11 protein-coding genes are annotated in these 12,986 nt (G+C 56.0%); 8 read left to right on the top strand and 3 right to left on the bottom strand.

Going from position 1 to position 12,986, the window contains the following annotated elements:
• Positions 1-19: 19 nt before the first annotated feature.
• A complete protein-coding gene (locus TH4_RS04740) occupies positions 20-691 on the bottom strand; it encodes a FadR/GntR family transcriptional regulator (protein WP_064780149.1) in 672 nt (223 codons plus the stop codon).
• 151 nt (positions 692-842) lie between these two features.
• Positions 843-1,676, bottom strand: coding sequence for a sulfite exporter TauE/SafE family protein (locus tag TH4_RS04735; RefSeq protein ID WP_063086478.1), 834 nt, complete (start codon positions 1,674-1,676; stop codon positions 843-845).
• A 211-nt stretch (positions 1,677-1,887) separates the two neighbouring features.
• On the opposite strand from TH4_RS04735, the gene TH4_RS04730 reads away from it, so the two are divergent.
• The 4 genes from TH4_RS04730 to TH4_RS04715 are packed head-to-tail and all read left to right on the top strand — an operon-like array spanning position 1,888 to position 6,535.
• Positions 1,888-2,832, top strand: a complete 945-nt coding sequence (locus TH4_RS04730; protein ID WP_064780148.1) for a tripartite tricarboxylate transporter substrate binding protein — start codon at positions 1,888-1,890, stop codon at positions 2,830-2,832.
• Positions 2,829-3,380, top strand: a complete 552-nt coding sequence (locus tag TH4_RS04725) for a tripartite tricarboxylate transporter TctB family protein (protein ID WP_064780147.1) — start codon at positions 2,829-2,831, stop codon at positions 3,378-3,380. The genes TH4_RS04730 and TH4_RS04725 overlap by 4 nt, the downstream gene beginning before the upstream one ends.
• Before the next feature lie 13 nt (positions 3,381-3,393).
• The gene (locus TH4_RS04720; RefSeq protein ID WP_083996975.1) at positions 3,394-4,920 is read left to right on the top strand and encodes a tripartite tricarboxylate transporter permease; all 1,527 of its coding nucleotides are present in this window, start codon (positions 3,394-3,396) and stop codon (positions 4,918-4,920) included.
• Between the two features lie 16 nt (positions 4,921-4,936).
• Positions 4,937-6,535 (top strand): gamma-glutamyltransferase family protein, encoded by a 1,599-nt coding sequence (locus tag TH4_RS04715; protein WP_064780146.1) that lies wholly within the window; start codon positions 4,937-4,939, stop codon positions 6,533-6,535.
• 119 nt (positions 6,536-6,654) lie between these two features.
• Here the strand turns inward: TH4_RS04715 and TH4_RS04710 are convergent, their stop codons facing one another.
• Entirely contained in the window at positions 6,655-7,194 is a 540-nt protein-coding gene (locus TH4_RS04710) for a YHS domain-containing (seleno)protein (RefSeq protein WP_064780145.1), read from the bottom strand.
• Between the two features lie 117 nt (positions 7,195-7,311).
• On the opposite strand from TH4_RS04710, the gene TH4_RS04705 reads away from it, so the two are divergent.
• The 4 genes from TH4_RS04705 (at position 7,312) to TH4_RS04690 (ending at position 12,980) form a co-directional block, all read left to right on the top strand.
• Positions 7,312-8,205 (top strand): cupin domain-containing protein, encoded by an 894-nt coding sequence (locus TH4_RS04705; protein WP_064780457.1) that lies wholly within the window; start codon positions 7,312-7,314, stop codon positions 8,203-8,205.
• Between the two features lie 236 nt (positions 8,206-8,441).
• Positions 8,442-10,190, top strand: a complete 1,749-nt coding sequence (locus TH4_RS04700) for an OpgD/OpgG family glucan biosynthesis protein (RefSeq protein ID WP_064780144.1) — start codon at positions 8,442-8,444, stop codon at positions 10,188-10,190.
• Positions 10,191-10,245: 55 nt separating this feature from the next.
• On the top strand, positions 10,246-12,363 hold the full coding sequence (mdoH, locus tag TH4_RS04695; protein WP_064780143.1) for a glucans biosynthesis glucosyltransferase MdoH: 2,118 nt from the start codon (positions 10,246-10,248) through the stop codon (positions 12,361-12,363).
• Positions 12,364-12,500: 137 nt separating this feature from the next.
• Positions 12,501-12,980, top strand: coding sequence for a hypothetical protein (locus tag TH4_RS04690; protein WP_064780142.1), 480 nt, complete (start codon positions 12,501-12,503; stop codon positions 12,978-12,980).
• The last annotated feature ends 6 nt before the right edge of the window (positions 12,981-12,986 follow it).

Raw genomic sequence — 12,986 nt, 5'->3', positions numbered from 1 at the left:
GCAGGAGATCGTGATCCGATCAGGTTTGTTTGAGTGCGTGTTCCACCTCGGACAGGTGGCGGCGCATGGCGTCTTCGGCGCGCTTGGGGTCACGTTGCTCAATCGCGTTGATGATGTCGCGATGCTGATTGCTTAATTCTTCGATCAATGTGTCTGAATGGCTGCTTTCGCGCAGGCGTGCCCATGCCGCTTCGCGGCGGACCGCATTGACCGCCTCAAACACCGCCAGAAACAGCGTGTTCTTGACCGATTCGGCCAGGCGCTGATGAAACGCGGCATCCCATTTTTCGTATTCGGCCTGTGTTGTTGCGCGGGCGGCCTTTTCGACCATGCTGCGCATGGCGTCAATATCGCCTTGTGATGCGCGAAGGGCTGCGAACCGGGCCATCGATGGTTCGATTTCCTGACGGACTTCCATGATTTCAAACGGGCTGGTTTTGGTGGCCAGTCCTTCAAGTTTGCGCAGGCGCGGGGTTGGCGGGGTGCCAACAAAGGTGCCCTGACCCTGGCGCCGCCAGATCAGGCCTTCGGATTCAAGCTGATCAAGCGCCTTGCGAAGCGCCCGGCGACCGACATCAAGCTGTTCGGCAAGGGTGCGTTCGGCGATCACGCGCCCGTCCTTGACAAAGTCCCCCTGTGCAAAGCCGGTCTTGAGCTTTTCTGCCAGCGCCTGGGTCGCGAATTCAGTCATGGTCTTTGGTCATTTTTTATGGCGTTTCTATCGACGTTTCCAAATGCGTTTCTATTGGCGAACCAATGCGCACCTATCATTGTAAGCCAGTGGTTTATCTAAGAACAAGCATATACAATTCCTGTTTGTTCCCAGATGTTTGCAAGGATGCCTAGCTCAGAAGGTCATAGAACATCCGCGCAGACGTGATCGCCAGAAACAGGCCAAAGCACATGCGCAATGCCCGGCGTGGAATGGTGTGGGCAATACGTGCCCCGATTGGTGCACACAGTACCGTCATCGGAATAAGCAGGGCCGCCGCCAGAACATTGACATAGCCGATTGAAAATGGCGGGCGACCATCGACACCAATGCCGGACATCGCATAGCCGATGGTACCGGGAAGAGCGATGATAAGGCCAATCGCGGCCGAAGTGCCAACTGCGCGGCGGATGTCGTAGCCAAGGAAATTCAGGACCGGCACGCAAATGGTGCCGCCGCCGATTCCCATCATGGCCGAAAGGCTTCCGGCAATCACCCCAAGTACCGCCCAGACGGATTTTGGCGGGTTTTTGGTTTCGTTGGTTTCGCGGTCTTTCACAAGGATCATGTTGCCAGCCACGATCAGGGCGACAACGGCAAACACGATGGTCAGAACCCGGCCATCGGCCAGTCCGCCAATCGCAGTACCAAGGATCACGCCGACGATGATCGCCGGGCCCCAATGTTTGAGAAGCGCAATATCGACCGAGCCCTTTTTATAGTGGCTGCGCGTTGATGAGATTGCCGTGGCAATGATTGTGGTCAGCGATGTGGCAACAGCGACCTGCATGCGAAGGCTTTCATCGACACCCATGGTGGTCAGAAAATGATAAAGCACCGGGACAATCACAATCCCGCCGCCAACACCGAGAAGCCCGGCCATGATCCCGCCAAGGACGCCAGCAAACAGCATGGCCGCGCCCCAGACGAGATAGAGGCTCATGGCGCCATCCATTTCAAACATTCGAACCAATCCGTACCAATTATGATATCAATTAATAAGTGGTACTATCCATCTTTGGTAAAAATCTGCAAGATAATCCTTGTTTAAAGCCAAATATTATTTTTGCGCTTGCGAAATTGGTTTGTTGCTGCCAACAATGTCCTGACAAAGAGATTGAACCAAAGTAGTAATGGTTCACGCATTTCAGGCGAGATATCAGGAGGCAAGATACATGTTCCGCAAGATTGCAGTCGCTGCCGGTTTGTTGGCCGCAGCCATCGCAGGTCCGGCGCAGGCGCAGGACTATCCAGAAAAACCGATCGAATTCATCGTGCCTTGGGGCCCGGGTGGCGGCAGTGACACACTGATGCGCATCGTCGCCATGGGTCTGTCGGAAGTCACCGGTCAGGCCGTGCCGATCGTCAATATGCCAGGTGTCGGTGGCACCGTTGGTCTGGCCGAATTCGCCAAACGTCCGGCTGATGGCTATACCATTTCGCAGATCCACGAAGGCCTTTACACCGCCAACAAGCTTGGCATCACCGAGCTCAGCTACAAAAACTTCATTCCGGTGGCTCTGGTGACGTCGTCGCCGCAGTATCTGGTGCTGTCGAAGAATGACAACTTCTCCAACCTAGAAGAGCTCAAGGCATATGCCGCAGCAAACCCGGGTGCCGTACGCGCCGGTGTGACCCTTGGTGGTGTTCCGCATCTTCACATGGCAATGATCGAAGAAGCTCTTGGCGTTCAGTTCAGCTATGTCGGTTTCCGCGACACTGGCGAGCGTATCCGTGCGGCTGTTGGCGGCAATGTTGACATCGTGATCGGTGACGTTGCATCGGCCAGCGAGTTTGTGAAAAACGGCGACCTGATCTTTGCCGGTGTCGGCACCGAAGAACGTACTTCCGAAGAGCCGGATGTCCCGACCATGGCCGAACAGGGTTATGATCTTTCGATGGCGGTGACCCGTGGTGTTGTTCTTCCGGCCGGCACCCCGGACGAGATCGTCGAGGCTCTTGATGCTGCGCTTGAAAAGGCAATGTCCCTGCCTGATATCCGCGAAAAGATGACCAATGCCGGTTCGGCTGACATCTATCTCGGTCACGAGGCATACAAAGCCTATCTCGATAAACTTGACGGTGAAGTCGACAAAGTTGTCGGCAAACTTCAGGGATGAGTCAGACGACTGCGAAAGCAGCAGCAGCGGACGCAGGTGCGTCCGCTGCTCTTCGTGCAAGAACTGAAGTCGCACGGCTGATTTCCTATATCGTTATCGGTTTGGGTGCTGCGTTTCTGAGCCTGCGGGCCAGCACGTTGCCGACCTCGCGCTGGGAGCCGCTTGGGGCGGGTTCCTTCCCGGAGCTGGTTTTCGGGGTGCTTGCGGTTTTATGCCTGATCGCAGCGGTGCGTGCGGTGATTGATATCCGCAAGGCCGGCGGTGCAAACCGTCTTGGGGCATCATTGGGTGCATGGCTTGTTGCCCGGCGCTATTCCTTTGCGCTGTTCGGGCTTCTGGTGGTCTATCTGCTGTTGCTGCCGCTTGGTGGCTTTTCGCTGACCACCTTTGTGTTTCTGCTGATCGCGCAATTGATGATCGCAGGTATTTCCAAAAAGACCCTCTTCCAGTCGCTGATCGCCGCCGTGATTTTCTCGGTCGGCTTGAACATGCTGTTTGCAGAAGTCTTTAACGTGTTCCTCCCGCGCGGCGTGCTGTTTGCGGGCTAGATAAAGTTTTACGATGATGTTGGATGCATTTCTTGCCGGTGCACATCAGGTTTTCGCATTCGATACCCTGATTTACATGCTGATCGGTTCCGTTGCCGGGATCGTCGCAGCCGCAATTCCGGGCTTCACCGTGACCATGGCGATCATTCTGACCTTGCCGCTGACCTTTACGATGGGTCCGTTGCAGGGCGTTTCGGTGATGCTGTCGGTTTATGTCGGTGGTTACACCGGTGGCCTGATCAGTGCCGCCCTTCTGGGGATTCCGGGTACACCAAGTTCAGTCGCAACCACCTTTGATGCCTACCCGATGGCGCGCGGTGGTGAACCGGGACGCGCCCTTTCGCTTGGTGTCTGGTCGTCCTTCTTCGGGACTGTTATTTCGACCATCGTTCTGATCATTGCGGCCCCGCCGCTTGCGATGATTGCGGTCAAGCTTGGCCCTTGGGAATATTTCTCGCTGATCGTCTTTGCGCTGACCATTGTCGCAAGCCTTGTGGGCAATTCGTTGATGCGCGGTCTGATTGCCGGGGTGATTGGCCTTGGTCTTGCGACCATTGGCCCCGACCCGATGATGGGCCAGCCGCGTCTGACGTTTGAGTCGTCGATCCTGATGCCGGGTCTGCCGTTCCTTGTGGTTTTGATCGGGATCTTTGCCATCAGTCAGCTGATGGGCGAGCTTGAGGATCATGGCAAAGGCCCAAGCAGTGATGCGCTTATTCCCGATGTCATCGAATTCAAGACCTGGGCGGTCATGCGTGAAGTTCTGATGCATCCGGTCAATCTGGTGCGCTCCTCGCTTATTGGTGTGTTTATCGGCGCACTTCCGGGTGCCGGTGGCTCGATCGCGAACCTTCTGGCCTATGATCAGGCCAAGCGCAGTTCCAAAAATCCCGATGAATTTGGCAAGGGCAACCCCGATGGCGTGATTGCGTCCGAGGCCGGGAACTCTGCCACGGCCGGTGGTGGCCTTATTCCGATGATTGCACTGGGTATTCCGGGATCGGCAGTCGATGCCATCCTGATGGCGGCTTTGATGGTGCATGGCATTTCGGTTGGCCCGCGCCTGATCATGGACAATGCCGATCTGGCCTATGGCATGTTCGTTGCCATGGTTGTGGCGTCGCTCATGATGCTGGTGGTCTGTGTGTTGTCGATGCGCCTGTTCCTGCGCGTGACCGACATTCCCAAACAGTTCATCGTGCCGACTGTCATGATTTGTTGTGTGATCGGGGCCTTTGCGCTCAATAACCGGGTGACGGATCTTTATCTGCTCGGTGCGATTGGACTTGTCGGCTATGGATTGAAGTCGCTTGATTACCCGCTGGCACCGCTGGTGCTGGGCGTCATTTTGGGGCCAATTGCCGAAACCAACCTGCGCCGCGCGCTGATGAGTGACGGTGACTGGACGGTGTTCTTTACCCGTCCGATTTCCGCCGTTTTGCTGGCGGCTGCCCTTCTTTCAGTCATCTTCAGTATCCGTTCGGTGCTGAAGATGCGCAAAAAAGACCGTCCTGCCACCGATGAACAAGACGGCGATTAAGGATTAGGAGACTTCCATGAAACTTCGTCACGACGCGCTTTATGCCTCACGCCGGTCCCCGGTGCTGGCGCGCAATATGGTTTCAACATCCCAGCCGCTTGCAGCCCAGGCCGGTTTGCGGATGCTGTGGGCCGGTGGTAATGCCGCCGATGCTGCACTTGCATCTGCGATTGCGCTTACCGTGGTTGAACCGACCGGTAACGGTCTTGGATCGGATGCCTATGCCATCATTTGGGATGGCAAGGAACTGCATGGTCTGAATGCATCTGGCCGTGCGCCTGCGGCTTGGAACCCGGAACGCTTTGCCGGTTCTGACACCATGCCACAGCGCGGTTGGGAATCGGTCACCACACCGGGTGCGGTATCGTCTTGGCGTGAGATTTCTGAAAAGTTCGGCAAGTTGCCGTTCGAAAAACTGTTCGAACCGGCCATCGAATATGCGACCCGCGGTTTTGCCGTATCACCAATCATCGCCACCCTTTGGGAAAAGGGCGGTGATTTGCTTGGCAAACAGCCGGGCTTTGCCGAGGCGTTCCTGCCGGGCGGAAAGGCCCCCAAGGCGGGCGAGCTGTTTGTCAACAAGGCAGCGGCCGAAAGCCTGATTGATATCGCTGAAACCAAGGGCGAGAGTTTCTATCGCGGCAAACTGGCCAGCAAGATTGCCGCCTTTGCCAAGGATCATGGTGCGGCCCTATCGGAAGAAGACCTTGGCAATCACAAGGCCGATTGGGTCGGCACCATTTCGCAAAGCTTTGGTAATGTGAAGCTGCATGAAATTCCGCCAAACGGGCAGGGGATTTCGGCCCTGATCGCGCTGGGCATTTTGCGCCATACCAACATTACCGATTATGAACCGGACTCGGTCGAGGCACTTCATCTTGAGATCGAGGCCATGAAACTGGCCTTTGCCGATATGCAAGCCTATGTCGCCGATCTGGATTATATGACCGATGTCACGGTCGAACATCTTTTGTCTGATGATTACCTGAAATCGCGGGCGGCATTGATTGATGCCAACAAGGCACAGGATTTCAAGGCCGGTGCGCCCAAACATGGTGGCACGGTTTATGTCAGTACGGCTGATGAAAACGGCATGATGGTGTCGTTCATCCAGTCGAACTATATGGGCTTTGGGTCTGGTGTTGTTGTACCGGGCACCTCAATCAGTCTGCAGAACCGTGGTCACGGCTTTAGCCTGAAAGATGGTCATCCCAATCTGGTCAAGGGCGGTAAACGTCCGTTCCAGACGATCATTCCGGCCTTCCTGATGGGCCTTGATGGCAACCCGGTCATGAGCTTTGGCGTCATGGGCGGCCCGATGCAGGCACAGGGCCATTTGCAGATGACGCTCCGTACCCAGCTTTGGGGACAAGATCCGCAAACCGCGGCCGATGCGCCGCGTTGGCAGGCGCTTTCGGGGCTGAATGTTGCGGTGGAAACATCGGTGGGGGCGGATGTGATCGACGCACTCAAGGCCAAAGGCCATGTGATCAAGGTCGAAACACCTGACAGCACCAACTTCGGATTTGGCGGCGCACAGCTGATTGCCAAAACCGATGCCGGGTACGTTGCCGGCTCGGACCCGCGCAAGGATGGTTGTGCTGTCGGATACTGATCGCGGCTTTCACAGATCAAAAAAACAAATGGCCGGCCCGTTCATTCGGGCCGGCCATTGTCATACCGGGCAACAGGGAGCCAGGGAGGAACCCGGATCATGGCATTCCGCGCCCGGGATTATTGTGCGCCGATGGTCAGGCCTTTGGGGGCCATTTTCTCATCAGCCAGCTTGGCGTCTTCGATCGTTTCGATGATTTCCCAGTTGTGATCAGCACCGCGAATGAAGCCGGGGATATCGGCAACCCAGCGCTGCTGGATTTCCTTGTTCAGGTTCAGATACAGCTTGTCGTCAACGATGCGCCATGCCTGCGGATCTGCACCGAATTTACGGCCCATTGCCGCACCAAAGGCGCAGAACCCGCCATACTGCGGTGCGTATTTTTCCGGGTTTGCGTTGAACAGGTCACGGTTTTCTGCACTGGCAAAGCGATAGGTCGCACCACCATGCTCGGCCTTGAACTCGGAGTTGCCCGGGGTCGGGGCACCGACGGTGAAATAGGCAACCGGGTCAAAACCCTGCAGGGCGTAGCCTTCAACAATATGGACTTCCTGTGCGGCTGACGCCGGTGCGCTGATGGCGACAATGCTGCCAACTGCGGAAATACCCAAGGCGGCGGCGAGGGCTGCGGAACGCACGAAACTGGAACGCTTGGTCATTTTTCATCTCCTTCACGGGGTGATCACCGGGTCTTTACTGGCAGGCGATCACGGAACTGGTTCATCAAGAGGGCGTCTTGAAATCTGAAAACAGCCTATCGTCGGAGAAGTGACTTGTTGTCTGAGGAAGCACGCAATTCGTCTGAGAAGGATGTCCTGTCCGATCTTTTTGCCGGACATCACCCGCGCGGTGATGTGATTTTTGCCGGAACCCATTGCGGCAGTAGCCATCACCAAGGACGAATGGATCTGCCATCGCAACAGCAAGGCATGCTGCATGTTTTGCAAAATGGCACGATGCGGGTCCTTTTTGACGGGCGCGAAAAGGCGATACTGGATCGCCCCGGCGTGGTTCTTTTCGGATATCCGGTGCCCCACGATATCGAGACGCCCACAGGTGGCGCGGCAATGGTCTGTGCCAATCTTGATTTCCCCGATATTGGTCTAAGCCCGGCTAAACTGGGCTTGCCGGAATATCTGGTCTTGCCCTTTGACGAGCTCCCCGGGCTTGAGGCCATCACCAATCAGCTGTTTTCGGAATCACAGGGCGGGCAGCCCGGGCAACGCACGGCAATCAATCTTCTGGTTGATCTGCTGTTGCTGATGGTGTTGCGCCATTGTCAGGCCAAGAACCTTGTCCGTCCGGGCATTCTGGCCGCCATGCGTGATCCGCGGATTGCGCGCGTGGTGGGTGAACTTCATCAGAAACCCGGCGAAAACTGGTCGATTGAACGACAGGCGGAAATTGCCGGTATGTCGCGGGCGAGCTTTGCAGCCCGGTTTCGCGATTTGCTGGGCACATCGCCCGGTGATTTCTTGCAAACCATTCGTCTTGATCTGGCGTTTGGGTTGTTGCGCGATGGCAAAAGGCTGCAAGCGGTGGCGGGGCAAGTCGGTTATCGCAGCACAACGGCACTGGCACGGGCTATCCAGCAGCGTCACAACATGTCCCCGCGTGAATTGCACGCCGATTCCAGCGCGGAAAGCGGCGCGTTTCAATCAGCGGTTTGACAAACGGTTTTGCGTTTCCGTCAAGCGGTTCTTTGCAGCGTTTTTCCGTTGCTGCCCATGCAAAAATGACGCTTTGCCAATGACATGTCCGGGATTAAAGCAATCCTTTCGGGCAACTGATCGGTGGTGGCTTTGCGGATTCTTACCCTGATGACGACACATTCCTGCCCTGTTTTCTGTGCACAACAGCAACCAATAAATTCGGAAAAATCCAACGGTTGGTAGCATATAAGAGCATGACGCAACATTTTCAGCAGCATAGCAAGCTGCCCCTCAGACGTGTTCTTTTGGGTGCTGCCGCGTCCGCGTTGATCATGATCGGCGGGCCTGCGGCCATCCATGCACAGGAAAGTGATCCGGCACCTGTCCCACAGAGTGCCGAGGGAAATGCGTCTGCACCAGTTTCAGCGCCGGTTCCAGCGTCTGGGCAAACCGCACCGGCCGAACAGACGGCCGATACTGCAGCATCGCCGGAAGACACGGTTGAAAATGCCGTGTCTGATGCCGAAAAACAGCCAAACGTCTCCAAACCGGTGATGTTCGATCCGGCAATGGTGACCAACCTTGCGCGTAACCTTGCCAAACAGCCGTTCGTTAATCCGCATCGCGAACTGCCCGAGGCACTTTCAGCCCTGAGCGCAGAAGATTACGCACAGATCCGCTTCAAGTCGCAGCGTGCCTTCTTTAATCCGGCCGAGACCGATTTCAGTCTGGAGCTGTTTCATCCGGGCACCATGTACGACGTGCCGGTAACCATCAATCTGGTGCGCGGCGGCGAAGTTCAGGTCATTCCGTACTCTGCCGGACTGTTTGATTTCGGCAAGACCGGCCTGTCGGGGAATGATTTTTCGACGCAAAACTATGCCGGGTTCCGCCTGCGCTATCCGCTTTCTGATGTCACCAGCAATGATGAGCTGACCCGTTTTCTCGGCGCATCCTATTTCCGCCTTCAGGGTCAGGGCCAATCAATCGGCCAGATGGCGCGGGGCCTTGCCGTGGATCTTGCCGGTCCAACCGGCGAGGAAATCCCGGTCTTTCGTGAATTCTGGATTGTCGAGCCAAAGGATGGCGCAAATACCATCACGGTGTTCGCGTTGCTCGACAGTGAACGGATAACCGGTGCCTATCAGTTTGATATTACGCCCGGCAACCGGAGCCAGGCCGACATCAAGGCCCATCTGTTCTTCCGCGACGGGGTGGAGAAGATCGGCATTGCGCCGCTAAATGGCATGTTCCTGTTTGGCGAACAGCGCCGTCGGTTCTTTGATGATTATCGCGGTGAAGTCCATTCAAGCGACGGTCTTCTGATCAATAATGGACGCGGTGAATGGTTATGGCGTCCGCTGGATAATCCCCAGCACCTGCAGATGAGCTCGTTCCTGGATGAAAACCCCATCGGCTTCGGCCTTTTGCAGCGTGACCGCAATTTCGATCACTATCAGGATCTGGAAAAACGCTTTGACCAGCAGCCGGGCTACTGGGTAACGCCGAAGGGCAAATGGGGCAAGGGCCATATCGAACTGGTCGAAATCCCGAGCCCGTCGGAAACCAACGACAATATCGTTGCTTATTGGGTGCCGGAAACCAAGCCGACCGCCGGCGGTGAAATGCAGGTCGAATACAGTGTTACCGCGACCCGCGATGGCACAGGTTTGCATGGCATGGCGCAAGCAACCGATACCCGTATCCAGCGTTTGGCCAGCCAAGGTGATGAAGATCGGTCCGGCACGCGCTTTGTGCTGAACTTCGCCGGTGGTGATCTGGACTATTTCATCAAGGATGCCAATAACTTGCGGGCTGATATCAGCGCATCAAAGGGCGAAGTCCGTAACATCCGCATTCTGCCCGATCCGGAAAATGGTGGCGTACGTGTGTTCTTTGACCTGGTTAATACCGGCGATGCGACATCAAGCAATCTCAGGGTCTTCTTGTTGTATCAGAACAAGGTCCTGAGCGAGACCTGGACCATGCCGTGGGCCTTCTGATCCTGCGGGATCAAGCGCCTCAATTGCCAGAAACAGATAACCCCAGAAGAGCCAGATGACAGAAGCCGCCAATACACCCGCAAAAGGGACCATACCCGCAGGGCGATCAGAGGATGCATCTTGTGATCCGACGGTCAAACTGCGCGGCCCCGGTGTCGGATCGCGGCGGATTTTCCTGTTTGGGGCATCGATTGCGGCGACTGCCTATGCGGCCTGGTTGATGACCGATGTTCTGGGTGCGGATCAGCTGACCATCATGGAGATGGTGGTTGTGGCGTTCTTTACTATCAACTTTGCCTGGATTTCGTTGTCGTTCTTTACCGGCATTGTCGGGCTGGTTTTGCGTGGTCTGAAACTTGATGCGATCACGCTCAAACGCCTGAAGCCAATTGCGCGCAAAGGGCGCCTGCGATCCAAGAATGTGGTGGTGATCCCGGTTTATAACGAAGATCCCAACCGCGTCTTTGCCGGATTGCGCGCGAGCTATGAAAGTCTGGCTGCGACCGGCGAACTTGATGCGTTTCATTTCTTTCTGCTGTCTGATACCCGCGATCCCGATATCTGGATTGCCGAGGAAATGGCGTGGGCCAAGGCCTGCTCGGATCTGAATGCACGTGGCAAGATTTTCTTCCGCCGCCGCGCAGAGAACACTGAACGCAAATCAGGCAACCTTAAGGAATTCTGCGAGACCTATGCCGCCAATTACGATCACATGATCGTCTTTGACGCCGATAGCGTCATGTCTGGCGAGGCCATGGTCAATATGGCCTATCTGATGGAAAACAACCCGGATGCCGGGATCATTCAAAGCCCGCCGCAGCCCACCGGTCGCCAGACCCTGTTTGCCCGCATCCTGCAATTCATTTCGCGCGTGCATGGCCCGACCATGTCGGCGGGTCTGTCATTCTGGTGCATGGGCAGTTCGAACTATTGGGGCCACAACGCGATCATTCGCACAAAGGCGTTTATCGAATGCTGTGGCCTGCCAGTGCTGTCGGGCAAACCGCCGATGGGTGGTCATATCCTCAGTCACGATTTCGTTGAAGCCGCCTTTATGCGCAAGGCAGGCTGGCGCTGCTGGCTGATCCCGCAGCTTGAAGGCAGTTGGGAAGAATTGCCGCCCAACCTGATTGATTTTGCCATCCGTGACCGGCGCTGGTGTCAGGGCAACATGCAGCATGCGCGCCTGATGGTGGCACCGGGATTTAAACCGCTCAGCCGTCTGCATTTCTTTATGGGGGTGATGAGCTTTGTATCATCGCCGCTGTGGCTTTTGCTGTTGCTGAGCTCGACAATTGCGACCCTTCAGAACACCCAGCTGACCTATAGCTTCTTCCCCGGTCAGTTCACCATGTTTCCGCAATGGCCGGTGGATCGGTCGTTTGAAATGCTAGTGTTGCTGATCTTTACCATCGGCATGCTGGTGCTGCCCAAGATCATCTCGATCCTGATGGTCTGTCTTGGTCGTGATCGCAAACAGTATGGCGGGGTAATGGTATTGGCCAGTGGCCTGCTTGAAACCCTGTATTCGGCCTTGCAGGCGCCGATCATGATGATGCTCCATTCCCAATTCGTGTTTTCGGTCCTGACCGGTAATCAGGTGGGCTGGGACGCACAGGAACGTGACGATGCCGGGGTACCGTTCAAGGCCGCCCTTAAAACCCATCGCACCATTATCGTGATTGGTGTGGTCTGGGGCGCGATTGCTGTCTTTGTGGATACGGCATTCTTCTGGTGGTTGTCGCCCATTCTGGCCGGTTTGGTGCTTTCGCCGTGGCTGACCCATTATTCCAGCAGCCTTGCCATCGGAAAGGCTGCGCGCCGGATGAAGCTTTTTGTGACCCCTGAGGAATATGACAGCCCCGAAGAGCTTCGCGCGTTGGCGCGGATTAATGCCGAAAGTGGTGAGGACGATGTCAAAGACGGGTTGCTGCGCCTGATCGAAGATCCTTACGCCAATGCGCTGCATTCGGCTTTGTTGCCGGTGCGCAAGCCGGATGCGCGTACCGCGATCGAAATCGGGATCATCTATGAAAAGCTTGCGCGGCTTGGCGTTGAAAGCCTGACGCGCGATGAAAAGCTTCTGATTCTGTCCTGGCCGGTCAAGCCGCTTGATCAGATCATGGCAGGGCGGGATCACATCACGGCCGAAGGTCCGAAGCCAGCAAGCTAGTGGTTTGTTTTCAAAAGATTCTCGACGCCACAAAAACGCCCAGATTAGAGCAAATTATCCCGCGTTTTTTCAGCGATATTCATTCTTAACGAAGCGTTAAGTCCCGCTGATTGTTCACCGCCCGGAGGGCCAGACGAATGACTGACATGACCATTGCATCAAAGGGTTTCACCTATGCCGCGTTTGAATCGGCAGCGATGACGCGTTTGATCGAAGACACGGCACGTGCGTGGTTGCGTTCATTCAGTGTCAACTCTCCGCAGGCCAGTCAGCGCATGATCAACGCCCTTCGCGATGCGCTGGCCGAAGACAGCATTGCAGCCAGTGACCGGGCCAGCATGCAGGACATCCTTGATCAGGCTGCCCATGATGCAATTGCCGGCTGGCTTGCACAGGTGACTGGCGAGCATAACTGCCATGGATCAAGCCGTTTTTCGATGCTGCGTTGTGCGTTTCTGTCAGCCAACCGTGACGGCATCTGGTCGGAACACTTCCTTGATACCAAACGCGATCACCGCGACCTTGGCATGGCTCTCTCGGTACAGATGATGTTGCCGACGCCAGGTCTTGTTGCTTGTGAAATGCCGCGTCAGTCACTGGAACGCCGCGCTTCCTGAACCTTA

Source organism: Thalassospira tepidiphila MCCC 1A03514 (assembly GCF_001662875.1).
In the GTDB taxonomy this organism is placed as follows: Bacteria; Pseudomonadota; Alphaproteobacteria; order Rhodospirillales; family Thalassospiraceae; genus Thalassospira; species Thalassospira tepidiphila.
The sequence above is the reverse complement of the archived record's forward strand: the minus strand, read 5'-3'. Positions and strand labels throughout refer to the sequence as shown.